The 25,458-nt window shown below is 51.5% G+C and carries 14 protein-coding genes and 3 pseudogenes; 6 read left to right on the plus strand and 11 right to left on the minus strand.

Annotated elements, in window-relative coordinates; genetic code table 11:
* Positions 1 to 10: 10 nt before the first annotated feature.
* The 4 genes from EE949_RS29665 to EE949_RS20260 form a co-directional block, all read right to left on the minus strand.
* Positions 11 to 490: a hypothetical protein gene (locus EE949_RS29665; RefSeq protein WP_122665911.1), complete on the minus strand. Its 480-nt coding sequence runs from the start codon at positions 488 to 490 to the stop codon at positions 11 to 13.
* Positions 491 to 664: 174 nt separating this feature from the next.
* Entirely contained in the window at positions 665 to 2,086 is a 1,422-nt protein-coding gene (locus EE949_RS20250) for an HlyD family type I secretion periplasmic adaptor subunit (protein ID WP_162874722.1), read from the minus strand.
* Positions 2,079 to 4,241, minus strand: a complete 2,163-nt coding sequence (locus EE949_RS20255; RefSeq protein ID WP_122665912.1) for a type I secretion system permease/ATPase — start codon at positions 4,239 to 4,241, stop codon at positions 2,079 to 2,081. The genes EE949_RS20250 and EE949_RS20255 overlap by 8 nt, the downstream gene beginning before the upstream one ends.
* A 128-nt stretch (positions 4,242 to 4,369) precedes the next feature.
* A complete protein-coding gene (locus EE949_RS20260; protein ID WP_122665913.1) occupies positions 4,370 to 5,779 on the minus strand; it encodes a TolC family outer membrane protein in 1,410 nt (469 codons plus the stop codon).
* 254 nt (positions 5,780 to 6,033) lie between these two features.
* On the opposite strand from EE949_RS20260, the pseudogene EE949_RS20265 reads away from it, so the two are divergent.
* Positions 6,034 to 6,367: pseudogene (locus EE949_RS20265) on the plus strand (HupE/UreJ family protein); the annotation flags it as partial.
* On the opposite strand, the pseudogene EE949_RS20270 reads toward EE949_RS20265, so the two are convergent.
* Positions 6,367 to 6,573, minus strand: a pseudogene (locus tag EE949_RS20270) (molybdopterin-dependent oxidoreductase); the annotation flags it as partial. The pseudogenes EE949_RS20265 and EE949_RS20270 sit on opposite strands and share 1 nt — an antisense overlap.
* A gap of 527 nt (positions 6,574 to 7,100) precedes the next feature.
* Between EE949_RS20270 and EE949_RS20275 the strand changes: the two are divergent.
* The gene (locus tag EE949_RS20275) at positions 7,101 to 10,712 is read left to right on the plus strand and encodes an SIR2 family protein (RefSeq protein WP_122665915.1); all 3,612 of its coding nucleotides are present in this window, start codon (positions 7,101 to 7,103) and stop codon (positions 10,710 to 10,712) included.
* 527 nt (positions 10,713 to 11,239) lie between these two features.
* On the opposite strand, the gene EE949_RS20280 is transcribed toward EE949_RS20275, so the two are convergent.
* Together EE949_RS20280 and EE949_RS20285 are read right to left on the minus strand one after the other, a co-directional pair.
* On the minus strand, positions 11,240 to 13,156 hold the full coding sequence (locus EE949_RS20280) for a methyl-accepting chemotaxis protein (protein WP_043205934.1): 1,917 nt from the start codon (positions 13,154 to 13,156) through the stop codon (positions 11,240 to 11,242).
* 376 nt (positions 13,157 to 13,532) lie between these two features.
* Positions 13,533 to 14,477 (minus strand): bifunctional helix-turn-helix transcriptional regulator/GNAT family N-acetyltransferase, encoded by a 945-nt coding sequence (locus EE949_RS20285; protein ID WP_122665916.1) that lies wholly within the window; start codon positions 14,475 to 14,477, stop codon positions 13,533 to 13,535.
* A 336-nt stretch (positions 14,478 to 14,813) separates the two neighbouring features.
* Here EE949_RS20285 and EE949_RS20290 point away from each other — a divergent pair.
* Positions 14,814 to 14,975: pseudogene (locus EE949_RS20290) on the plus strand (DNA polymerase V subunit UmuC); the annotation flags it as partial.
* Positions 14,976 to 14,999: 24 nt separating this feature from the next.
* Here EE949_RS20290 and tnpC read toward each other — a convergent pair.
* From tnpC to tnpA, 3 genes are read right to left on the minus strand one after another with little or no spacing between them, the layout of a single operon-like run.
* The gene (gene tnpC / locus EE949_RS20295; protein ID WP_122665917.1) at positions 15,000 to 16,529 is read right to left on the minus strand and encodes an IS66 family transposase; all 1,530 of its coding nucleotides are present in this window, start codon (positions 16,527 to 16,529) and stop codon (positions 15,000 to 15,002) included.
* Positions 16,530 to 16,579: 50 nt separating this feature from the next.
* Positions 16,580 to 16,915, minus strand: coding sequence for an IS66 family insertion sequence element accessory protein TnpB (gene tnpB / locus EE949_RS29880; protein ID WP_015885960.1), 336 nt, complete (start codon positions 16,913 to 16,915; stop codon positions 16,580 to 16,582).
* The gene (tnpA, locus tag EE949_RS20305; protein ID WP_015885959.1) at positions 16,912 to 17,229 is read right to left on the minus strand and encodes an IS66-like element accessory protein TnpA; all 318 of its coding nucleotides are present in this window, start codon (positions 17,227 to 17,229) and stop codon (positions 16,912 to 16,914) included. The genes tnpB and tnpA overlap by 4 nt, the downstream gene beginning before the upstream one ends.
* Before the next feature lie 521 nt (positions 17,230 to 17,750).
* On the opposite strand from tnpA, the gene EE949_RS20315 reads away from it, so the two are divergent.
* From EE949_RS20315 to EE949_RS20330, 3 genes are all read left to right on the plus strand, one after another.
* Positions 17,751 to 19,898, plus strand: coding sequence for an AAA family ATPase (locus tag EE949_RS20315; RefSeq protein WP_162874724.1), 2,148 nt, complete (start codon positions 17,751 to 17,753; stop codon positions 19,896 to 19,898).
* A 15-nt stretch (positions 19,899 to 19,913) separates the two neighbouring features.
* Complete coding sequence (locus EE949_RS20320; protein WP_122665919.1) at positions 19,914 to 20,747, plus strand: hypothetical protein; 834 nt, start codon at positions 19,914 to 19,916, stop codon at positions 20,745 to 20,747.
* Positions 20,748 to 21,564: 817 nt separating this feature from the next.
* Entirely contained in the window at positions 21,565 to 22,614 is a 1,050-nt protein-coding gene (locus EE949_RS20330; protein ID WP_162874725.1) for a hypothetical protein, read from the plus strand.
* A gap of 347 nt (positions 22,615 to 22,961) precedes the next feature.
* Here EE949_RS20330 and EE949_RS20340 read toward each other — a convergent pair whose 3' ends face one another.
* A complete protein-coding gene (locus EE949_RS20340) occupies positions 22,962 to 24,293 on the minus strand; it encodes a hypothetical protein (protein ID WP_122665922.1) in 1,332 nt (443 codons plus the stop codon).
* Between the last annotated feature and the right edge of the window lie 1,165 nt (positions 24,294 to 25,458).

The raw sequence follows: 25,458 nt of genomic DNA on the forward strand, positions 1-25,458 counted from the left end.
ATTTACAGAGCTAATTAGTCAAATTCTTTCCCACTAGAACAATGTCCGACTCCAAAAATCTCCCACAGATCGAATATTTTATTTTGAACTTGTTGTCGCTAAACCTTATAGGACCATCATCAAATTTTTTAACATACACAATCACTTCTTGCGCTTTGAAAATTCTACGAACTAGCCCATAAGTATTAGCCCTATCAATAGCGCAGCAATTAGCGTCAAAAGGCGCCCATCCTTTGTATACTGTATCTCGGTATGATATCAATTTACGCGACCCATCTGGCCCCACAAGAACACCCGATCTGGCCATATTCTCTTCCAACAAATCCTTTGCTGCGCTAATAAATTGTACATCTGAAAAGCTGACACTCTTTGATGAGCAATATCCGGGGCGATCAACAAATAAATTAGGCGAGATCAAATCCAGTATTTTAAACGCCACCAAACCCACGACGACCAATAGAACGAAACTTCTTATTTTAAAACTTGGCATATTTTTACCCCCTGCAGAACCACTTATATCGTTAAGCCCACATTTCCCTTACCCCTTTAAACTGCACCGCAGTCACACAACGATCACATTATGATGTGATTCGCTAGTCCTTTGATTGGCAAGGCAATTGATGGGGTTCCACTGATAGACTTCTATAGCCATTTGCATCTGCGGCTATCGCTCACGAATGCTTTCCGACATATGCTGCTGTAATGGGCTAAGGAAATATTCAATAACTCGCCTTTTATCCGTTGCAACCTCCGCAGTCACCGCCATGCCCGGTACAAGATTAACATTGACGCCATTTATACTCAGATGACTATCGTCAAGTCGGATTTTGCTGCTATATATTAGTCCTTTTTTTTCATCGTCAATGGCATCGCTTGAAATGCTGACGATCTCACCACCAACTGTGCCATACTTAGTAAAGTTAAATGTCTCGACTTTGATTGTCACCTTTTGGCCAGCATGTACGAAACCTATATCTTTATTCTCTAGCATTGCTTCGACCTCAAGTAGCTCTCCATCTGGAACTAGGACCATCAGCGCTTGGGCGGGGCTAACTACGCCCCCAATCGTGTGAACCTCCAATTGCTGTACGGTGCCATTAACCGGTGCCTCAAGCGTAGTCAGATCTTCTTGGTATCGCGCTTTGGCCATCTCCTGTGTCAATGCTGAAATTTTTTGTTCGGACTGCTGCAACATATCGAGCATCACTCTTCTAGCTTGGGCTACAACGTATTCTCTACGTTGTTCCGCTTCTCGGCGTGAGGCGCCCAACTCAACTACGCGGGCACGCTGCATACCCAGTTGGCGCTCTAACTCCAATCGCGCTTGCTCCTTTTCTAAGTATGCGTGACGAGCAATATATTGTTTATCAAGTAAGTGCTTGTAATCTAGAGCTAAATTAACAGCAATTGGCAATGTCTTCTGAAGGTTTGCCACCTGCTCACGCGCCGAATGAATTTCAGCATCTCGCTGGCTGATTTCAGCATCAACCACGCTCAAATTACTTCGATACTCAAGATACTGTCCCTGCAACCAGCGCTCAGCCGCCAGTACATGTAGATGGTCTGCATCATTGATGGTACCGGTTAGTGCTTTGGGCGTTTTATTGGTACTAATCACATTCAACATCTCACTGGCACGAGCACTATCCACTCGAGCCGCGAGTAATTCATTCCTGATGCGCCCTAAGTCTGCGTCAGCTGAGGTTGAGTCCAGCTCTACAAGCAATTGCCCCGCTTTCACCGATTGGCCGTCACGAACATGGATCGCCTTTACCACAGCCGTTTCACTCGACTGGATTATCTTGGTTTTCCCGCTCGGAATAATTTTCCCCTTGGCCGTTGCCACAACATCCACCTTGCCCGCTATTGCCCAAAGTAGTGCCAAAAATGCAAAAGTTATTATTAGCCATATAAATATTCTAGGTGCGGGGTGAATTGGCCGCTCTTGCAATTCCATTGAAGCTGGCAAAAATTGTACTTCATGAGGAAGGCGAATGGGTGCATCCATCTCGCGCCGACGCCGCCACGCTTGCCGCCAGACGCTGCGGTAGCGCTGCACCAGACTTCCTTCATCTTTATTAAACATTAAACTCGCCTTGCTGTAAGCGATGGAGTCGGGAATAGTGACCAGCTTGATGAGTTAACAGCTCCGTGTGCGTTCCTTGCTCGACAATCTGTCCCCGATCCACAACTACAATGCGACTTGCATCACGCACCGCTGAAAGCCTATGGGCGATGATAATCACAGTGCGCCCCTTACAAATGGCTTGCATATTGTGTTGTATAATGCGTTCAGATTCGTAGTCCAAGGCACTGGTAGCCTCGTCAAAAATCAGGATACGCGGATTCCCCATTAAGGCTCGCGCAATAGCTATACGCTGGCGCTGGCCACCAGATAACGACGCTCCATGCTCGCCAACTACTGTGTCGTAGCCTTCTGGTAACTCCAGAATGAAATCGTGTGCCCCGGCTAAACTCGCCATGCGCATCACAGTTTCTAGTGGTGCCCCCGCATCGCTCAGGGAGATATTTTCACGGATGGTGCGATTGAATAACATGTTGTCTTGCAATACGACACCGATCTGGCGGCGTAATGACGATACGTCAGCCAATGCTAGATCCATACCATCCACTAGAATACGACCTCGTTCTGGGACGTGGAGCCGCTGGAGCAGACGAGTAAGAGTGCTTTTGCCAGAACCAGAGCGCCCTACCACGCCAATCACTTGCCCTGGCGTGATGGATAAATTAATACCTCGCAAGATCTCAGATCCATCGGGACGATAGCGAAAATGTACTTGCTCAAATTCGATACGCCCTTTAAGTGGAGGCATGGAACTACGAGGAGCTTGGGATATTTCAGTTTTAGTGTTTAGGATATCCGCCAACCGCTGTACTGAGACTCCCGTTTGCTGGAAATTTGTCCACAATTGAGCTAGGCGCATAATAGGTTGAGCAACTCGCCCCGCTAACATATTGAAAGCAATTAGTTGACCTACTGAAAGCTGCCCTTCAATAACCAACCGAGCACCGACCCATAGAGTTGCGACGGTAACCAGCTTACCAATAAGCGATACACTTTCATTAGCCAGCATAGATAAATTTTGAGTCTTAAAATTCGCGGAAATATAACCTGACAGTTGGTTATCCCATTTACGTATAATCTGCGGCTCCACAGCCATAGATTTCAGTGTGTCGATTCCATTTACGGTTTCCACTAGGAATGCTTGGTTCTCGGCGCCGCGTGCAAAACTTTCGTTTAGTCGCTCACGGAGAACTGGAGTAATTAGAACTGATACCAATATGTACAGTGGTAGCGACGATACGACGATAAGAGTCAGCCATCCGCTGTAGTAGAACATTACCGCAATGAATACTGTTGAGAACAGTATATCCATTATTAAGGTTATAGCATTGCCAGTAAGGAAATTTCGAATGTTTTCAAGCTCACGAACTCTTGCCACTGAGTCACCCACACGACGAGCATGAAAGTATGGCAGAGGCAAGGTTATTAGATGTCGAAATAACTTAGATCCCAGCTCTACGTCAATGCGACTGGCCGTATGGGCAAACACATACGTACGCAGCCCTGAAAGGGCAGACTCGAATATCATCACTCCAGCGAGGCCGATTGCGATAACGTCTAGAGTGGTAAGGCCGTGATGAACAAGCACCTTATCCATTACAACCTGGAAGAATAAAGGTGTAATTAGCGAGAAGATTTGTAGGACGAGGGAGACTATCATCACCTCCCCTAGCAATCTCCTATACTTTATAATGGCTGGAATAAACCAAGTGAAATCGAATCGCGAGGACTCTCCTCCCACCTTCGTCTCTGAACGGAAGAGCAATAGCTGGCCGTTCCAACGATCTTCTAGTGCTTGCAGGGTAATGACTTCAGGACGTTGTACGAGGGGGTCATGGATCAGCGCTTTTCCTTGGTCTAGTCGCGCGATTATAAAAAATTTGCCATTCTTGTCAGCTACAACTGCTGGAAGCGGGGTACGACTAAGCCTTGCAACCGTGACCGTGGCCGCTTTAGCTTTCAACCCGAGCTTTCGGGCCGCTATTAACAAGTTCTCCTGCGACATGAGTTCGTTAGGAATGCCAAACTCGTGAGCAAGCTGCTCCGGCGATGCTGCGATCTGATGAAAACGGGCCACTATGACCAGCGAAGCTAGGCCGGTGTCAATGCACTGAGATTTTTTAGGCAGGTGCGCGCCCATTGTCGATTCATTCATAGCGAGCATCTTGTTGAGGGACAAGGCGCGAAATGCGCCAAATAGTGGCTATTGGACACTACTATTTAACACATTTTTTCTTAAAGAACACTCAGCTGAAACGCTTTTCTGCTTCCGATGTGGAGAATTTAGAAACCTGAAGGTAAAAAGTCTCGTGTGGGGTCGTAGTCCTGCGTCAGATAGGTAGCGAGGATCTTCAGGTCTCCTGGATTTAGCGTTCCAGCTGCTTGCTTAAGTGTCAGATTATCCAGGATGTAGTCATAGCGCGCGTCGTTATAGTCGCGCACTGCTGCGTATAATTGTCGCTGGGCGTTTAGCACATCGGCGATATTACGCGACCCAACATCCACACCGACCTGGTTAGCCTCCACAGACTTCTGGCCGGAAATTATACTTTGTCGGCGAGCATTAATTTGTTCCATGTCGGCGTTAATGCCACGAAAGGCATTGCGTGTGGTCAAAACCACTTCACGGCGACGATCTTCTTGCTCATCTTGACTTTGGGAAAGACGCTCAGAGGCCTCTTTTATCTGAGAGCTAGTCATCCCCCCTGAGTACAGGGGAATACTGAGTTCAACACCGATGCTGCTTTGCGCTACACTTGATCGAAACCCGTTACGACCGAAGTCAGTTGGATTGCTGTAACCAAAGCTATCATTATCCCCCTTGCGATAAGAAGCCACAACGTCAAGGGTAGGTGCATGTCCAGCTTTACGCTGATGCAAAGTTTGCTCCGCGGAGTTCACCGCTTCCTCTGCGGCTTGAAGCGCTAAGTTCTGTTTGATGGCGGTATCAACCCACATGTTAGCGTCGTTAGGTATAGGAGCTTCTATTGGTAGCTGGTGCCCTATACCCGCAATGGACGTGTAATTACGCTGAGTCAAACGCGTCAATGCCTCATATGCATCGTCCAATTTTCGTTGCGTCTGTTGTCGATTGGCGCGAGCATTGTCGTAAGCGGCTTGAGCATCATAAACATCGGTAATGCTCGACGCGCCGTCCTCCAGCCGCCCCTGAGCTTGATCCCTCTGACGCAGCAATGCAGCTTCCTCAGCTTGAGCAGCGGAGTAAGCATCCAATTGACGAAGGGTTTCAAAATAGGCCTGGGCTGCTGTCAATACTAATGCTTGCTCTTTTGCAGATAGTTCTAGTGAGGCCTGGTTCACACTAGCCTGCGCTGCTCGAAATTGAAACCAACGATCAACCCGAAACAACGGCTGGCTTAAATTCGCACGAAAGGTTGTGCCGCTTCTGTCGCGACTTAAGGAGGGTTCATCACGTTCTAAAGTTGTCAGTTCAGTTGTCGCTCCAGCAGTCAGGTTTGGCAACAAACCTGACTGCGCTTGCGGTATTGCTTCGCGCTGAGCTTGATACGCATGACGTGCCGCCGATAATTTTGAATCATTTTCCACTGCCGCGCGGTAGACAGCTAGAAGATCTGCATTTTCCTGTAACCCCCCATCGCGAGCAAAGGTTAATCCACTGCATATAGACACGCTACCGATAATCAGAAAGCCAAAGACAATAGTTGAAGGCATCAACGTTCCATATAATTGCAAGTTATTAGCATCCAACACAATTAGTTTTTTAGGTATTCGGCGGCGACTGGTAAAGCTTTAGTGACGCTATTTCCGATGCGATCCCGGTAAGCAATGTTTTAGAGCTCTTTTTGATTCTAGGGTAGCTGGACCATTTCGAGATTGACAGAGTGGGGATTCGCCAGTCCGACGTTCGCTACAGATAATAATCGCCCAGACGGAGCGAGGCGACTCTACCCGAGCGGGACGTAAGATATCGATACCGGCTAAAGGAAGTAGGGATCTACGTCACGCTCTTCGCGGTGGGCCATTCGGTAACGTTGCTGTTTGGCGTGCTGACGGACATCAGCGTCAGCTCCTATGTCATCGACGCCATCATCGGTTTTTCCGTGGTGTAAAAGGCGCTCGATAACCTGGGGGCGCTCCAGCGCTGGTTCGGTTATCAGCCCAATACCAAGCTGGCCACCTTGATCTTCGGATTATTGCACGGCTTTGGCTTGGAAGCGAAGATTCAGGAATTCGAAATCTCGGCAGACGGGCTGATTCCCAACCTGCTGGCATAACGTGGGAGTTGAAATAGGTCAGTTATGGCCCTGTTCCATCCGCCCCGACTTGGCGATCGCCTGTCCGCAGGTGTTGTCTTTAGTACAAAGGCGGCCAAAGTTGGTCGGATGAGTCTTGTCGCCAGCGACTTTGACCACGACTTTGACCACGACTTTGTCCTGGACCTGCACGATGATGCCGCAACCAACACCACAATAGGGACAAACACTGCGTCCAGTTTTGCTGCTCATTTTTGCCCTCGAATCTCTCGTCAGCACCTGAAAGTTCCGTAAACGAAAAAGCGCCATGTCGCCCTCCCGTCGAAACGGGGGGCCACACGGCGCTTTTGTCGTAAATGTGCAATCAGCGTTGACTGCTTTGTTTCACTACAGCAAGTCGTGGGCCAAGTGTTTTTACATGCCGTTTTAAGTCTGTACAACACAGTTGACATAGCTATCTGGTGGATCAGATATTTATCGAGAGAATCAGGAGACGGTGCAGGAAACCGCTACATACCATCTATATAGAGTTATGCGCCATGCATCGCACCAAAGCAGAGCAACAGAGAATGGCCTGCTAGTTAGCTATAGCATTTCCAACACTCACCATCCTGAGGGGACAGCCTGTCAATTGCACAGTGAATGCATCAAGCTCGCTCGAATGGGGACGTGACGATGACCTGTCACGCAAGAACTTCTCATCTGCTCACGGCGTACCACACGCCCAATGCTGGTTTTAAGAATGATCGAAGCGGTACTACAACATGGAGGTCTAACTCTTGAGCATTCGTTTTTCTGCCGAAGGCCCTGCATTTCCTGAAACACTGGTAGACGCTTTACTTGCCGGGGAGGTTGTCTTTTTGTGCGGGGCAGGTGTAAGCGCGCCACAACTGCCAGGCTTTGGCGATTTAGTCCAACAATGCTTTGACCGACTTAATCTGGAGCAGAGTGTGTCTGAGCTTGCATCTTCGAAAGCTGGCCGCTTCGAAGAGGTACTAGGTTCTCTGAGCCGTCGAATCGTCAATCCAAGGGATATGACGCGCGCATTGGTTAATATCCTGCAGGCACCTACGCCCCCCGATTTCACTAATCACAACACGATCTTGCGATTATCACGAGACCTCGATAATCATCCGTTGATAGTCACTACCAACTTCGACACGATGCTTGAAAAAGCACTTCATAGCGCTGATGGCGTCGTAAACATTCAGGAGCTTAGCTTTGCTGGGCAGGATCTCCCTGCTCCAGGTAGCGCTGACTTTCGTGGAATCATCCACCTCCATGGACGTATTGCCGACGATACGGTCGGGCTGCACCAGACGCCCCTCGTAGTAACAAGTGCTGACTATGGCGACGCCTACATGCGATCAGGATGGGCTTCGCGCTTTCTGTTTGACCTTTGTCGCTGCAAAACGGTTGTCCTAGTGGGGTATAGCGCAGGCGACGCGCCAGTACGCTATTTTCTCAACGTCTTGGAGGCAGACCGCGAACGTTTTCCGGACTTGCGCCCCGTTTATGCTTTAGACGCGATTGAAGCCCGAGACGGTTCGGATGCGCGCTGGGAAGCGCTAGCTGTAGAACCGATAGGCTACGAAAAGACTGTGGACTCTGTGACAGGTCGCCGCGGTCATCGAGCGCTATGGGACGACCTGGCCCAATTGGCAGAGCTGGTAGAGCGCCCCCGTTCGACCAGGCAGACGTGGGCAACGGCAATTCTTTCCCAACCTTACGCATCCATGTCCCCAGCAGAGCTCGACAAGGTTTGCTGGCTTTTCATTGGTAAAAATGATCTGTCATCTATTGCGATCACCTCAATTAAAGACTCTGCATGGATCGACTTTTTCCTTGCACGGAAGCTTTGGAGCGAAGATCAAGCACCGTGGATACTGGCCGCGTGGCTTGCTCTGGACCTCGAGTCTCGAGATAGATACTCGCTAGCTCTCAAATGGATGAAGAAGATCGGCAAGGCGCTCGCAATCGCATTAGCCAATCGTGTAGATCACGTAAACGAATTGTCTGATCTCTGGACGCGCGCGTGGCTCCTCCTGGTATCTAATCCGTCGTGTACTGATCGTATGGAGTCAGAACTCCAAATCTACAGCCTGCAAAAGAGGCTCGGTGGCGCGGTCGTTCTTCATTCAGACCTTCTCGCAGCAGTTGATTTAATTACCCCTGTGCTAACCCTAGATGGAGCACGAACATTCCGGCCAGGCCAGGAAAAAGCCGAGGAGCCTGAACTAATCACGGATCTGATTCGACCCAGCTTTGACCTGCGAGATTCTGGCGGCGCTGCTGAGTTGGTAGATGCTTTGTTGACGCATTCACAGCCGGCGCTGTTAATGAAGTTAGCGACCGCAAAGCTACGGGATCTGGTCGCCTCATCCGTCGATTGCGGAGCGCTTGAAACCGAATATGACATCAATGATTCCGCTGTTCCTTCGGTGGAACCTCACATGCAGAATGAGCATCATGATGGGCCGATGCTCCTCGTTAAGTTGATCGCGGGTCTTTTGCCCAAGGTTGCCGAAACGGATCGAGATGCAGTTCGGCAGATTGTTGATGAGTGGCGGTATGTACCAGGCATGTTAGCCATACGACTATGGCTTCATGCGCATCGTAATGCAGCTATCTATTCAGCAGATGAAGCCATTCGTGGTATCAACGCTCTGCCACTTACCCAGTTTTGGCAGGTGAAACGTGAACTTCTTCTGTTGATGCGAGAACGCCTTGCTGATGCCAGTAAAGTGTTGGCCTTAGAGCTTGAGATGCGGGTGCTAACTGAGGGCGAAATGTTCTTTGCACGCTACACCATCGACAGTGGCCAAACCGATTGGAGAGGCCATGCTCGTGACTCAGACGTATGGCTTCGCCTGAAGATGTTCGAGGCTGCAGGAGCCTTGTCCGACGCAGGAGCCAAGGAACTCTACGCAATAATGTTGCGTCGCGATTACCTAGATCGCGAGGTGGAAGAGCGAGATTTCTTTAGATATTACTCAAGCGGTGTCCGAACCATCATTGGTGATGCTCAGCCGATCATGGCCGCTGATAGCGAGCAACGTCTCGAAATCGCGCAAGCAGTCATGCAAAGTTTCGACATCGAGAAAAGAATGGGCTGGAGTGCCTACTGTGGTGATGATCCCGAGGGCGCATTCGACACACTTAAAAACGCTCCACTTGAGGAAGTGAATGCACCGTTGTGGAACGACCTGATAAGCGCTTTGACATTTCCCCCAAGTACCAACGCCGAGACGACCTCAGAACTCATGGTTCGAGTTTTTCAACGCATGGAGCATGCCGAATCAGGATTTCTTGCCCTAGTCATCGAACGCTTGGCAACCCTTTATACATTCGTTCCTCGGCAAACCAGTATTGATTTATCAACATGGTGGCAAAGGTTATTTGCAATAGCTGTAGACCAGGATTTAGAACCTCTCGAAGAGGGGGGCCGACTGTATGAACGAGCTATCAACTCAAGCGCGGGCAGATTAGCTGGAGCCTTACTCTTCGATATCGAGGCAGCCCGACAAACGCTCGGTGCGATTAGCGAGAACCATCTCAGGGCAATGGTTATTGCTGCTCGCGCAGAAGGAAGGCAAGGTACGTTTGCACGAGCAATTTTTGTCAACTCGCTCGCATTTGTACTAAGCGTGGCGAACGATGAAATTTGTACTTCCCTTGACGCTACCCTTGGCGAAGCAACGGTTACGGGCCGTGGTTTACGAGCAGTATTGGTAAACCAACGGCGTACATCTATCTCTGTCTCGAGACGGTTCTCCGCTCACATTTTAAGGGGGTTGTTAGAGGTTGGCGCATCGAATCACGACACCACAGCCGCAGCAGCAAAAATTATGACTCCTGCATTGTCAATCATTCGTGAAGAACTCGATGTTTCCGCCTGTGGCATCACCCTTACAGATGTAGCTAACACACTTCGCAACTGTTCAGCGGCATTACGAGAAGGCGTTGTTGAGCTACTTGCCCTGTGGGTTACAGACATTGAAGGTGGTCCGGCAGAAGCATGGCGTACAAATATCGGCCCCCTCCTTGAAAGAGTATGGCCGCGAGAGCGCGTGCTGCGTGAAAGCACGTTGACCCGCCATTTCACTAATCTGGTAATAATGTCAGGAGAAGCTTTCCCCGAAGCACTTTCTCAGTTACTCCCCTACATCACGCAGGTTCAAGAGCGAGAAAGAATACCTGCCCTAGAGCGATCAAAATGCCCGGAGAGTTTTCCTCGCGAAACCCTGACCCTGCTATGGCGCCTCTATGGTCCGGGGAGCACTCACAATCTCTATGGTATTCACAAAATCTTGGAGCGTTTGATCGCAGTACAGCCGACGATTGAGTTCGATAGACGTCTTCAGTCTCTGCATTTTAGGGCCGATAGATGAATAGCGCTAAGGAGTGAGACGGGGGGGCATGCCTATTTCTGAATAGCATGCCTAGATTACAGCCGGGTTGGGGGGCATGCATCCTCACCCCTGATCAGAACCAGATACTGTCCCAGCTTATCGATCCGTCACCATTAAAGTGCTGAACGCACTCCAAGATCATTTGTGACGCTGCAATTCCACCTGACGCTTTTTCGCAAACCGGCTTGCCGCTTCGCCAACTCGACGGCTAACCCAGCCAGTTTCGCCTCACCGCAAGCAGTCGCTCAGTTGCCCACGCTGGGCTTTGATGGTAAGCGTCTGCCAAAGTCACCTTGTATGACTCAGAACGGTATAAGCAGTCCTTCAGAAAGCCGTAGGACGGCTGATAATCCATGGCCTGACCTCATCCGGCGTCATGAAAAGCCTCGTTTATCGCGTTGAGCAAAGTAGCCCTTATAGGCGCGTCACCCTCTCACCTACCAATCCTCAAATACCCGAAAGTCATTCTCTCGGGCATTTGAGCATCCGGTAAAAAAACTTGTAACTCAGTTCACCTTGAACCGTCCCACCAGCCCCTGCTGTTGCTCGGCCAAGCGGGCTAACTCGCGGCTGGTGACGGCGGTTTGTTCAGCACCGGCGCTGACCTGGATAACCAGAGTGTTGATGTCGTTTACGTTGCGGTGGATCTCCTCGGCAACCTGACTCTGTTGTTCTGCCGCCGAGGCGACCTGTATGTTGCTGTCGCTGATGGTCGCGATGCCCTCGGCTATTTCTTCTAGCAACTCCCCTGCGCGCACTACGTTGCTCGCGCCTTCTTGAGCCTTCCCTAGAGTTTCCTGCATGGAAGTGGCGGCACGGTCGGAGCCGGATTGCAGATTGGCGATCATCTTCTGGATACTGACGGTGGAATCCTGAGTCTTTTTGGCCAGATTCCGCACCTCATCGGCGACCACGGCAAATCCACGACCCTGCTCACCGGCACGGGCAGCCTCAATGGCAGCGTTCAAAGCTAGCAGATTGGTTTGCTCTGCTACACCACGAATCACATCCAAAACCGAGGAGATGGAATAGCTTTCACCCTTGAGCTCCTCAATGATTCGGGATGTTTGTTCGGCCTGAACCTCAAGCCCTTTGATCAAGCTGATGGTGTTCTCGATTTCAGCCTTGCCCTGCATAGTGCTGGCATTAACGCGCTGCGACATCTCTGCGGCGTCGGTAGTGCTGCGCGCCACGTCTTTGACCGTGGCGCTCATCTCGCTGATGGCAGTGACCACCTGATCGGTGCCTTGACGCTGCTGGACGACGTTATTGCTAGTTTGCAGGGCCACAGCCGAAGACTGCTCGGCGGCGGTCGCGACCTGCGCCGTGGCACTCCCGATCTCACGGATCACTTCACCGATCTGTATGGCCATGTTATCCAGGTTACGCGAGATCTCGCCAAACTCGTCTCTGCCGGTGTAACGGGTTCTGGCAGTTAGGTCACGCGTGGATAGCGAAATAAGGGTGCGGTTCACGTCGACCACAGCGATTTTGATATTGCGAATAATCACCGAAGCGAGCCACAGCACCGCAATCAACATCAGAATGACGGTGGCTATTGCGACATACAGACTGCGCTGGGCATCGGTACGCGCGACATTGGCTAGGCTCACGACCGTCTGGCCCAGTTCAGCCTCGACCTGAGCCATCATGTCGATACGGCTGGTGGAAAGGTTGAACCAGTCTTCGGGTTTGATATTAAGCGGATCGCCTAGAGGCGTATCAAATCCGAGTTTTTGCAGGCGAGCTACATCGACGGATGCGGGCTGTTGTAGAACCGCATCCAGCTTATTTTTGAACACGGCAGGAGCCCAGCGTTGAAAGGCCTCGAAATAGCCGGAGAACTCGCCCATGTTGCGGCTGAAACGTGACAACAGCGGCGCATCAAAACGGTTTTGGTTGAATGCCAGGCCAAGCAGTACACGCTCTCGACCAGAGCGCTCTTTCATGTCTACGAACTGATTGAGTGAACTCAGCCCACGCAGGATTTCCGGATCCTCAATGCTGGTTTCCAGTGAGTAAGAGAAGCCGATCAAATTTTTGATAAGATCGGTGAATCGGGTGCCGGACTCGCCGTTATTGATTGCGAGCGTGTCCACCTGCTGACGCAGTCCGGCCAAACCATCAATTGCGCGCAGCATCTTGTCAGGCGCGATAAGACCCTCGGTCGATTGCGCATGCATCGCGCTCACCGCACGGTCGGTTTCTTGGCGTAAGACTTTCAACTTGTCCTGCATCGTCTTACCACCGCTGCCCAGAAACACGCCGCTTGCGCCGCGCTCACGCTGGATAGTGGTTACTACGTCACTGAGTTTCTGCGCGGTGCCGGTAGCGGTGACCGCTCGGTTCATCTCGCTCAGTGTCTCTCGTTTGTCAGCTACAAAAATCCCGGCGAAGACCAGAAAGCCCAACAGGGGAAACATCAAAATAAGCAGCAGCTTTGTACTCAAAGGAGCATTTCTAAGCATGGCAGGCCTCAGGGCTTGAAGATGTTGTTTAAAGCTATCCAAGGCGAACGTTCTATGAAGTCGACGTCTGATAGAGCCCAGGATGGTTCAGTAGTAGCCTGCCGTAGCCAGTTTTTTCTCCGTTCGGAATGTTTCGGCTGAAACCAGCAAAGCTTTACCTGTACCCGTGTATCGATAGGGGCCTAGGTACCGAGTAGGTGGGATCTTTGTAACCGTCCGGCCAAGTCATCTACCCAGTTCCGCAAAGCCAAGACATGGTGTGCACTTAAATTTAAGTGGTCACCAGTTCTAGCCTTTTGTGCGAGTTTGCAGACTCTTCATAGAATGCTGCTCAGCGTTTACGCGTGAACTGTTGCTCAGTGACCGCCGTACCCCATTGATTGCCTTGCTCTTCATGAGTTAGCTCGAAACCCAAGGATTCGTAGAGGCGCCGGGCAGCTTCCAACCCTTTGAATGTCCAAAGTTGTATAGCTGAGAAATTCTGCCGGTCGCAGAAATCTAATGCCTCGGTGAGAAGGTGACGACCTATACCGCCACCACGGCAGCCATCGTCAAGGATGAACCAGCGCAGGTGGGCTTCATCGTTTCCGAGATCCTCTCCGTCAATAGCCAGCGATCCCACAATCCGGCCAGCGCTCTCAGCGACCCAGATGGCGTTACGCGTATTGTTCAGTCGTCCCGCAAACTCCGCAACGCCAGTTGCAACCTGACTCTCGAAAAACTGACCAAAGCCTGAATGGCGAGAGTAAAAGCTAGCGTGCATTTCGGCCATACGACCGATCAGGCCAGGGCGATATCCGGAAGTGATTTGAATCTTGGCTGCCGCCGTTTCAACTGTTTCTTGGCGATATGTCTTCAACGCTTGGGCATACGCGTTCAGTCCTTGGGCGATGGTCTGCTGTTCCTGTTGGGTGAGCGGAACCAGCGCTGACGAGACCTGCATCTGTCCGTAAGCATGAATTTCTTCGAGAGTGCGCTTTCCTTGCTCAGTCAGGCTGAGTTGTTTCGTGCGGCCATCCTCTTCACCTTGACTTTCTTCCAGCTCCCCAGACTGAATGAGCTTCGCAACCATCCGACTTACACTTGACTTTTCAAGCCCGAGTTCTTGCACGAGTTGAGCCGCAGTCAGCGCTCCGTGTTCGCCTAACTCAAGCAGGGTGTGAACAGCGGAGGGCGAGTACCCCGTGCCCGCCAATGTAGTGCGCATAAAGCCCAGCTCACGAACCATTGTGCGTGAAGCGGAGCGGACTTGTTCCACAACTGAAGGAACGATCATTTCTGACGCCTCACCCAATTTTGTTGCACTATACAACCATATTTAGTTGCAACATACAACCATGCGCTCTGCGCGCAGGTTCTGAATCCGATCAAATGCTCCCGTGATTGAAATTACGAACGAAGCACTCTTCTAGAGCAGTGTCCTCAGGCGGTTAGGCGCCGTGATTCAAATTCTGCCAGTAATCAGCTCGGCCAGCAGGATGGTGCCTAGCAGGATCATCACACTGCCTTAAAAATGGCTGACGAACGTCGACGCACGCGGCCGCGCCTTGAGCACCGATTCAGCGCTGAAGCCGACCAGAAGGTAGGTCACTGCGCAGCCTAGGATGTCGAGGTCGAAACGATCAAGAAGGCGGTGGCCACCTACGTGCATCGAGCCGCAGAAAAGCTGCGCACCCAGCAATCGCTGTGCACGAATATCCGCGTGAGTATTCGCATCAGGATGTTCAACCCGGACGAAGCCAAGTATGCCAATGGCGTCCTGGTCGAACTGCCTTAAGCACCCAGGAACACTCTTTGGCTACTTAAATGGACGCCATTTGTGCGGCAGCAACTCCGCAGCCTCACTCGCCCGCTGCGTCGGCAGACGAGTCAGCACGTCCTTCAGATAAGCATACGGATCATGCCCATTCAGTCGCGCAGACTGGATCAGACTCATGATCGCCGCCGCCCGTTTGCCGCTGCGCAGCGACCCAGCAAACAACCAGTTCGACCGCCCAAGCGCCCACGGCCGGATCAAGTTCTCGATCTGGTTGTTGTCGATGGGCACAGCACCATCGTCCAGGTAGCGCGTCAGCGCTACCCAGCGTTTAAGGCTGTAATCCAGGGCCTTGGCCGTAGCAGAGCCCTCGGGCACAAGTTCGCGTTGGGCCAGCATCCACTCATGCAGTTTTTCAGCGATGGGCACCGCCGTTTCCTGGCGTAATCGCCAACGGTCTTCGTCGCTCATTTCCTTAGCGTGTCGCTCGACTTCGTACAGCCCGCCAATCGAGTGAAGCGCCTGCTCAGCCAACTGGCTTTTATTCGCGACGTGCAGGTCGAAGAACTTGCGGCGCGCGTGGGCCATGCAGCCGATTTCGGTGATGCCCAGCTCGAAGCTTGCCTTGTAGCCGGCAAAGTCGTCACAGACCAGCTTGCCGCTCCACGTGCCCAGGAAGTTACGCGCATGTTCGCCGGCACGGCTGGGGCTGAAGTCGTAGACCACGGCCTTGAGTGCCGAGAATGGCGTGCTGCTATAGGCCCAGACGTAAGCGCGGTGGGTTTTCTTCTCTCCTGGAGCCAGCATTTGTACCGGTGTTTCATCGGCGTGGACTACGCGCTGGGCCAGCACTGCTTCGCGCAGCGCATCGACCAGCGGCTGAAGCTGCACGCCGGTTTGACCCATCCACTGCGCTAGTGTCGAGCGCGGGATGGCAAGGCCGGCACGGCCGAAGATCTTTTCCTGTCGATAGAGCGGCAGGTGGTCGGCGAATTTGGCCACCATCACTTGCGCCAGCAGGCCGGCAGTGGGGATGCCCTTGTCGATCACCTGCGGCGGCACCGGGGCCTGGGTCAGTGTTTCGCACTGCCGGCAGGCCCATTTCCCACGAACGTGCTGTTCGACGGTGAACACGCCCGGCGTGTAGTCCAGCTTCTCGCTGACGTCTTCACCGATGCGCTGAAGCTGACAGCCGCAAGCGCACTGAGTGTTGTCCGGCTCGTGATGGATCACAGTGCGCGGGAACTGCGGCGGCAACGGCGCACGCTTGGGTTGCTGGCGTGGTTCTATCTGCGCGGGTGCGGGATGAAGTGCTTTTAAGTCGGCCTCGATGGCTTCGAGGTCGGTATTAAGCAGGTCATCGAGCAAGCTGCCTTGCGCCGGGCTGATCTGCTCGCTGCGCTTAGCAAACTTGTGTCGCTTGAGAATGGCGATTTCGTGGGTGAGCTGCTCGATGATCGTCTCATCACGATGGATCTTTCTGCCCATGGTGTCGACCTTGGACATCAGCTGCGCAGCCAGCGCGCGCAGTTGTTCAGGGGGCATTTGATCGAGATCGGGCAAAGAAGTCATGCCGTGGATTTTACCAAAGCAGTCCTCCGGTCACAGCTATAAGCCAGGTATTAGAGCAATGTAATTGCGCCGCCTGCACCTACTCGCTGCCAAGGCAATCCAAGTACCAGCGCCTGGAGTTGTTCGGGGTCGAGTTCGACCTCCGCGCCAAGATGGATGCCCGGCCAATGAAACTTGCCCTGATTCAAGCGTCGCGCCGCTAGCCAAATACCAACGCCGTCATGCACCAGCACCTTTATGCGGTTGGCCCGGCGGTTGGCAAAGAGGTAGGCGCAGTGCGGCTTCGCCGCTCCGAACACGGCAACCACCCGGGCCAGTGCAGTGTCAGTGCCGGCCCGCATGTCCATGGGCTGGGTGGCGAGCCAGATGGAGTCGATACGAATCATTGGGCCAGGCCACGGATAAAACACGCGCAGCCGTCCGGATCTGAGGCTGGCCATTTTACGGTGACGGATTTATCGCCCAGAACCAGTGAGATGATCACCGTCTCTTCTGTTGCGCGCTTGGGTGCAGCTTGTACGGGGATGAAGGCCGGCAGAGTTGCGGGTGATTGATCCCGGTAAATCGGTAGCCACTTGCGGATCACGTTGGCGTTGATGCCGTGATGGATGGCTACGCTGGAAATCGTCGCTCCAGGTTGCAAGCATTCCTGGACGACCTGGGCTTTAAATGGTTTGGGGTAAGAGCTGCGTTGGCGCATGGAAATCCTGGCGATAAGGGTGATCGCGTCCGCTTAAAATACGCGGACACCATCGCCCTAAATACTGGAGTTCGGTAGGTGTGTTCGCCATCCGCTTACCTTTGATGAGTGGTATGTCTTTGAGCGCTTACCATATCGGACGAGGCTCTCCAGATTTAGCAGTGCTATCGCAGTTCAACCTATCGTAGAGAGCGATAAGGTCAACGATTTCTGGTCACAAATAGAGGATTTGCAACTAGTACACGCTCTGCTTGGCGCCTGTCCAAGCCTGTCACTGATCACGCGAGACGTTGCCCTAACCGTTCAGCGTGATGCTTGCATCGAATCTGCGCTGCCCCCCCTCAAGCGCTTCTTTTAGTGGCAAAATGACACAATTAACGAGCCACTTTTCTCGCACAACGGCGCGGGCACAACACAAACTCCGCCAAATTTTGTGTTGTGCCCCCAAAATCAAGGAAGAAAAAATGATCCGATTAAAGCGGGGTCCCGTCCCGGATATCCTAAATTCCGAACGCGCTAACATGCTGCGAAAGGAAGCTGCCGATTTTTTCTCTCAACCGCGAGAACAACGGAGGCAGAAACGCTTTGAGTTTCAGAAGTATGCAGCGCAGTTAAACAGTGACATACGAAAGGCGCTGGCCGAATGTTTCCCTAGCAAGTGCGCCTACTGTGAGACTCCGGTCGAGAAACCTGAAATAGAGTTGTTTCGCCCCCGGCAGAGTGCCAGCAATCTGGACGGTTCTGTAGAAGACGACTGCTATTGGTGGCTCGCGCATGACTGGTCGAACTACCTGCTCGCCTGCTCTCCCTGCAACACCTTAAAAGGGTCGCGCTTCCCCGTCGAAGGACTGCGTGCTGGGCCATATCCGACCAGCCTAGGCTTGACTGAAGAAGGAAGGCTACTGCTCGATCCTTGCGAAGATGAGCCGTCTTCGTTACTGCTTTTTCTAGAGGATGGTCGTGTCACAAGTGACGACTTTCAGGGCTCGGCGACGATCGATGTACTCGGGCTCAACCGGGAGGCGTTGGTGCACGCACGTCGTCGTGATCTAGAAAACCTGAAACGGATTTTATCGGTACAAAAGATAGCCTTCGATTCGCCCTATTTGGTGGATGACCTACTGAGCGCAATGATTACGGATGACAGTCCGTATGCCGCCATGCGCAGACAGTTCGTAGCTACCTGGGCCGCTGAGGAGGCCCCTGCTGGTCCGCAAACGAGCAAGCTACTGCAACAACTGCAGCACCACCGGGGCGCAGTGACTGGGAGTCTTGTTGCAAGTCTGGATGACTTGAAGCTAGCGGCAGAACGTCTCACTAATACAACTGTGGGGATGGAGTCTTATTCTGTATTGGAAGAGCGAATCTCGAATGACTTCTACCGTAAAAGCCGTTTTATCGAACACTTCCAGTTGACCAATATCCGGTCATGCGAAAACGTAGGCCTACAGACCTCACTGGGAGCAGGAGGATCAGGGAAGTGGTTAGTGTTGCTGGGCGAAAATGGCACAGGCAAGAGCACAACCCTTCAAGCCCTTGCTTGTGCACTGGCGGGACAGGATGCCGTTGACGATCTCGATATCAAAGCGTCTGACCTGCTACGCAGCGGCTGCGAAACCGGTACAGTCAGCGTGCAATTGTCTAGCTTCTCCAGACCCATCGTCATGACGCTTAACGCAGCAAATAACAGCATCACCATTGATCCGCCTGAGCCCAAAGTCATGGTCCTGGCATATGGCGCAACTCGGTTATTAACACCGCATAAAAACAAGGCCCTGCCTCGCGCATCCGTTCACATTGCCAACCTCTTCAACCCGCTCGAACGTCTAAGTAACGGTCGCCCTTGGCTTTACGACACGGATGATCAAGAGTTCGACCGGATAGCACGTGCATTGTCCGCCCTACTACCTCGTCCGGATGGCGCTCAGTTCTTTCGTTACAATAACGAAATCGTTGTAAAGTCCGCCGGAGTTATCGATACCCTGGAGGCACTTAGTAGCGGCTACCAGGCTGTACTTGCGTTGGCATTAGACATCATGAGCGTGCTGCGACGGGGCTGGCAAGATGCGGCCTCCGCTGAAGGGATCGTGTTGATCGATGAGATTGATGCCCATCTCCATCCACGGTGGAAGATGCGCATTATCCAGCACCTGCGTGAGGTCTTCCCTCGCCTGCAATTCATCGCCACAAGCCACGAGCCACTGACACTACGGGGTATAGAACGAGATGAAGTAGCGGTGTTGAAACGGACACTGAGTGGCGCAGTGAAGGTCATAACCGCAGAAACCGACGATCTGCCGTCACCTCGCAATATGACAGTGGGTCAATTGCTGACCTCTGACTTCTTTGGCCTGAACTCGGCCGAAGACCTCGAAATCGATACCCTGTTTGAGGAGTACTATCGACTGCTTGCCTCAAGGGAGCGAACTGTCGCAGATGAATTGCGTCTTGAGGAACTCCGTGAAGAGCTTGAAGCAGGCCGCCAGTTAGGTTTGACTGAACGTGAACGCTTGGTTTTCGAAGCAGCAGATGCATACATTGCTGAACGAATGGCCAGGCGGCAGGCGTTACCGGAACAATTAAAGTTGGGAGCCCAACATCGTCTGCAACAGCTATGGGCAACCCTGGATGAGCCTGACACGGTCCCCCCCCCCACAACTGGGAACTGACAGGAAGTCACCCTTATGATCAGGGTAGAACGGGCGGAATGCCCACCTAGTTTGAATGGTCCTGATTCAAAAGGTAGCCGAGAGCGAGCAGCCGCACTTGTCGCGCAAGCGGCAGGTGGAAAAACAAAGTTCAAAGCGTATAGAGAGTCTGATGTCGTTCTCACTCTACGCGAGATGTTCAATAAGAAATGCGCTTACTGCGAGTTCAACTATGCAGCAGGCTCCCCCGAGGATATTGAGCATTTTCGTCCCAAAGGTGCCGTAGTCATCAACGGCCAACTTACCAAGCCAGGGTATTATTGGTTAGCCGCAGAGTGGAGCAATCTGTTGCCATCCTGCATCGATTGTAATCGCAAACGCTCCAAGGAGTTTGCGGTACCCAATCAAGCGTCCTCGGGAAAAGCCAACCTATTTCCCGTAGTGGACGAAGCACACCGATGGCGTAGCCATACCGCTCCCAACGTGAACGAGCAACCGTTGTTACTCAACCCCTGTGATGACTATCCCGACCAACACCTCGAGTTTCTAAATGACGGTTTGGTACGGGCAGTAGCCGATACCGCTGGAAACCCCAGCCCCAAAGGCGAAACCTCGATAGAGGTCTTCGGTCTGTTACGCCATGACCTTGTCGAACAGCGGGCCGCCAAGCAACTCATGATCAGAGCAGCCATCGAACGCGCCCTTGAGGCCGCCGAGATAGCCGAGGATACGGACGACATCACACGTAGAGAGAAATGGCTAAACCTTTCTGCAAATCTTCTAATGGACGCTCGGGCTCACTTAGACCCGCGACAACCGTATAGGGCAGCAAGCGAGGCGATTTTCCGCGAATATGGCATTCCGCTCTAGCCTAACTTGATCGCTCAAAAAATTGCCCAAACTGAATTGGTAAAGCGATGAGCACAACGATCAGCTACGCCAGGTGAACGCGGCCTCGTAGCTGGGCCGAGGATGGGATGTAGGCGCATACCACTACGTCGCGTGCCCACGCTCGGCCTTCGCGTTTACAACAAGCGCCGGATCAAACCAACCAACGACGGACGCGGCCTTAACAACAGCGCCCGCACCGCACTGTTGCCACGAATGCCCAGAAGCAGCCCCACTTGCGACTCGTCCGCCCCGCCCCTATACAGCAATCCTGCCACAGTACGCCGAGCATCCCGGCCATTCAGCGCCGGCGGTCCTCTGCCTATGAAAAGGGGGAGTCAATTTCAATCGACATGGCTCGGGTTCCACACAACATGGAAATGTTCATGCGGTATGCGCAGCAATACGGTGGGAATAGCGCGTCAGCACACGTGATGATGGAGGTAGAGCTGGCTTGGCAGGGACTTTCACCCAATAGGTATTTTCGGATGGGACGGCATTACCGCACTCGTTTGAAGGTGCGCGTAACGCTGGAGAAGCGATCAGGGGCAAGCCTGCCTTGTCACGCAATATTGCAGGAGAGAGGGACACGAACATGCAACGATTCAGTTACGCTGGATCATTGTTGAGTTCTGCCGATCTCGGTCTAGTACCTCATAGGATTCAAATCTGCTTCATCATAATGTTGCTCGTTCCGTTCGGCATGGAGGAAGTGCTGCCAACACTCGCAACGTATCCTCAACACCTGCCTCACTCCCCACGTGACGCTCAAAGCTAGATTTTTGACAAGGAATAATACTTGAAACGCATGCCAAGAGATCCATTAAAATTCGATCCAGTTGAACTATTTACCGCCGTAAGCAGGGATAATAATTACAGAATCGAAGCAGAAGAGGATATTGAAGACTTCCTAGAAAAAGTTGGAAAGTCTCTCAAGTCATCTCTAAAAAATCAAAACCTGCTGAACGGTAAGCGAGTCGAAGCTTTATTTGCTCATGTTGCCGGAGCTTTGGGCAAATGCGCAATGGTGAAGCAGGAAGACAGTGGTGCAATATTCGCAGCAGGAATGAATGTTCAGGCGCCCGATTACTCTATTGCTTTGAATGACGGAGCGAGATTTCTTGTAGAGGTGAAAAACTGCCATTATGGCGATCCCAAAGAAAACTATGTGCTTCGAAAGGACTACGTAGAGCGGCTGGAGAATTATGCGCAGCTACAAGGTACAACAGTAAAGTTTGCGATTTATTTCTCCAGAATCAGAAAATGGGTACTCTTGTCCAAAGAGTCAATGACTGAACATCGGAATAAATATACGACCAACTTCATTGAAGGCTACGCCAAGAGTGAAATGATATCGCTGGGGGATAGGATGATCGGCACTAAGCCGAACTTGAGCATCGAGCTGGTTGCAAAACCCGAAGAAGAGTCAGGAATCAACGAGGATGGGCAAGCCTCAATAACAATAGGCGATGTCAAGTTGTACTGCAATGACAATGAGATTCTGATGGAAAATGAAAAACATATTGCGTTTTATCTCATTAGATTCGGAGACTGGACTACCGACGCTCCTTCGGCTGAGATGGATGGAGAAAGAGTAAGGTCTATTCGATATGATTTTTATCCTGACGTACCATGGGAAGAAGACCAGGGATTTGCAATGCTAGGCTCACTGAGCTCAATGGTCACTAGCGCTTACAATGAGCATACCGTATACGAAAGCAAGATATATGCCCTTGATGCCAGGGTTAACCCTGAGGTGTTTTCAGTGCATATTCCTGACGGATACAAAGGCGACAAGCTTCCACTCTGGCAATTTTGTCTTCAGCCAAACATGGAGTTCAAGATATAAAAAAGGGGCCAACTGGCCTTGGCCGTTTGCAGCCCTTCGCGACAGGCAGCAAACGGCCGATTCTGTTGAAAAAGTCGACCATGGTTTGCGCAGCAGAAAAGTATGCGTCTGAGATTGAAATCTTTACTTTCGGCAGAGGCTTCCGGACTCAGATTTCACGTAGCAGTGTGCAAAAAAGGGGTTTTAACCAGTCAACGACCAGGCTGTTTGGGCGAACCGACTTTTTCAACAGAATCGGCCAGGAGCGGCCATTTAATTGGTGTAAAAACATTTGTGCTTTTGCCAGCCAGAAATGCCGCCATAGAGCCTTATCCGAGGCCTCCACGAGCTTGCAGAGCGTCAGCGTATTACCATTGAACCTTCCATAGCCCCCCCCCAGTGCATTCGTTGCAATGTTGGATAGTCTTGTAATCTTTGCTGCCCTCCAGCTTCAGAACGCCCTTTTCAGCTTGAATAGCTTTATGCAATGTTTTCCAGGAATTATGGTTGCAGACGCTAGTGACAACCAGATTGTCAGCACGCCCACTTTTTTTGGTCTTCTTGTAGTACCTTGCCTCTCCGGGCACAAATGGAACATGGGTACCAGAGAGCTTTTTCTCTTCTTCACTCTCAACGCCCTCATCTTCCTCAACGCCAGCCTGAGCCATTACAGAGTAAAGAGAGGTCAATTTACCTTTTAACCTGGAAATTTCCGCCCTCGCCTCATCCAAACTATCGGCCAGGGTGCTGTTTTCGTCGATTATAGAGTTTAATTCTTCCTCTCGCTGCTGAGCATTCGAACGACCAATACGGTCTCGCAATTCGCGCTTCGAGATTTCGCGCAAACTTTTGGGCACCGAAAGAGACAAGGAAGACGTTTCCATGACCATCTCGCGCACAATGGATAAATACTTATTCGCCCCAGCAACATCCGTCCCAAATCTGTCCTCAAGCTGCTCCGCAGTCCAGACGGTAGAGCGGAGAGCATCCTGCACTCCTAATGGCCAGTAAAGCCGGACTGCGCCGAGATAACAAGAGTTCTGCTTACCTAACTCGTCAGTAAGAGCCCACGATGCATGTTCATCAACAGTTGCAACATGGGCGACCCCTACCAAATCTCTCGCCAGCCTGTCGGCTAAGTCACTCCAAACTACTTCATCCGTTGACACTATCATAATAGGGAAATGCCTGCTTTCATCAAGCAACCTCTCACACAACACCACCCCCTTATCCTCTCCGAAATACTCAACCGGCATGGGGAGCGGAACCGATTCGCCCCCTAGCCCCCAATCATCATATGAATTTATTATATCTCTTATTATCGAGGGGCAGCGAGGATAAAACTTAAGTGGGGAAATAATATGGGAGAGTTTCTTTGCAGACAGCGAGCAATATACAGAGACTTCATCTTCAACCCGACCAAACTTTATACTCGTTATAAACGCATACTCATTCGGAACCATATCTATCATTAAAATATCAGACAATTGGCCCAGCGCGTTATCCACAATAGTTCTCGTATAACTTCCCACGGCCTCTTCATTGTTGCTTCGGAATCTTCCTTTTTCTTGCGTAAAATCTGTCACACCCTTTTTCCGCATCCATCCAACAAACAGCTCGTCTAAGGTATGGAAACGTTTTTCAGCGCTCTCAATACCTGACAACTTCGCAACAAATGAATAAGAAGCTAATTCCTGCATTATCAATCTCCCTAAAACCCTTAATATGACTCGTCATTGTAGTCTGGCCTTTTGACATTACCCAAAAATCCTATTACGGTCAATCGGCGGGTAATCACGTGAAGGACGAGCTACGAACAGATTCGGAGAAACTATAGAATTTCAGATTGGTTTAATGAAGGGTACTGTTACTCCGCACATAGGTTTGACAGGTCTTGAGGACGCTCAGTCCTAGATCGTCGAGTCGATGATGCTGATGGTGCCGGTGGCCTCTCGCAACCCACCGTTACTAGCCGGGGCGTCAACGGCTGCGGCGTCAAACAGGACTTACAACCGCCCATCAGTATTACCCAATCGGTGATCCTTATCGATGACGTATGCCGTGGTGGAGTTTGGAGTCGAATTGCGCGTAGCGAGTTCTGAGCATAAGGTGAGGCCTTGGCTGGCTCAGAAATTGCGTCACTTTAATCAGGTCTATGGAGGGCTCTTCGTGATCTTCGCTGTGTTCATGCCTGCGCATTAGCAATGATGGCGTGACCGCTTTGGGTCGATTCTGTTGAAAAAGTCGGCTTCTAATTCCACGGCAGAAAAGTACGCGCCTGAGATTGAAATCTGAGTTTTGCACAAAAGGTTCAGGAGTCTGATTTCACGTAGCAGCGTGCAAACGAGATGTTTTCATCCATCAATATTCGAGCGTTTTGAGCAAGCCGACTTTTTCAACAGAATCGGTCAAAAGCGGACATGAGTGAGTTACCGCTTTCGACCGAGGCTGTGTAAAAACGTTTTCGAGTGCGACAGGTACTCATCACCGGACTGGAAATCGCGCATTTTTGCGAAATCTACTTCAGCTGACTGCCGATAAATTCCAGATTTAACGTAGACGCACGCACTTTAATTTTGGCGAAGCGTTTTTACACACTCAGGGCCAGAAGTGGCCATCGGGCGTCTACGAAACTAGCGACGATTCAGTCCGGGAATTGTTGACCACTAGACACCCAATCCGTCGCAGAGCCACAGCTATCGCATTTCATGTCGCAGAAAATTAAACACCTGCGACTGACTAAAGCGACACCGCAACGTTTTACCCAGCAGTGCGAGAGAATCGTCGCATAACTTAGGAGTTGAGCGACAATAGTGGACGTTCATACTTTCAGATGCCCAGACGTTGCATAGAGCGTCGGGTTGC

Origin of the sequence: Pseudomonas viridiflava, from assembly GCF_900602065.1 — a bacterium.
GTDB lineage: Bacteria > Pseudomonadota > Gammaproteobacteria > Pseudomonadales > Pseudomonadaceae > Aquipseudomonas.

Coding starts and splice junctions, on each gene's coding strand:
- EE949_RS29665 (WP_122665911.1), bottom strand. CDS start 490: ATGCCAAGTTTTAAAATAAGAAGTTTCGTTCTATTGGTCGTCGTGGGT.
- EE949_RS20250 (WP_162874722.1), bottom strand. CDS start 2,086: ATGTTTAATAAAGATGAAGGAAGTCTGGTGCAGCGCTACCGCAGCGTC.
- EE949_RS20255 (WP_122665912.1), bottom strand. CDS start 4,241: ATGAATGAATCGACAATGGGCGCGCACCTGCCTAAAAAATCTCAGTGC.
- EE949_RS20260 (WP_122665913.1), bottom strand. CDS start 5,779: ATGCCTTCAACTATTGTCTTTGGCTTTCTGATTATCGGTAGCGTGTCT.
- EE949_RS20280 (WP_043205934.1), bottom strand. CDS start 13,156: ATGTTTCCCCTGTTGGGCTTTCTGGTCTTCGCCGGGATTTTTGTAGCT.
- EE949_RS20285 (WP_122665916.1), bottom strand. CDS start 14,477: ATGATCGTTCCTTCAGTTGTGGAACAAGTCCGCTCCGCTTCACGCACA.
- tnpC (WP_122665917.1), bottom strand. CDS start 16,529: ATGACTTCTTTGCCCGATCTCGATCAAATGCCCCCTGAACAACTGCGC.
- tnpB (WP_015885960.1), bottom strand. CDS start 16,915: ATGATTCGTATCGACTCCATCTGGCTCGCCACCCAGCCCATGGACATG.
- tnpA (WP_015885959.1), bottom strand. CDS start 17,229: ATGCGCCAACGCAGCTCTTACCCCAAACCATTTAAAGCCCAGGTCGTC.
- EE949_RS20315 (WP_162874724.1), top strand. CDS start 17,751: ATGCTGCGAAAGGAAGCTGCCGATTTTTTCTCTCAACCGCGAGAACAA.
- EE949_RS20320 (WP_122665919.1), top strand. CDS start 19,914: ATGATCAGGGTAGAACGGGCGGAATGCCCACCTAGTTTGAATGGTCCT.
- EE949_RS20340 (WP_122665922.1), bottom strand. CDS start 24,293: ATGCAGGAATTAGCTTCTTATTCATTTGTTGCGAAGTTGTCAGGTATT.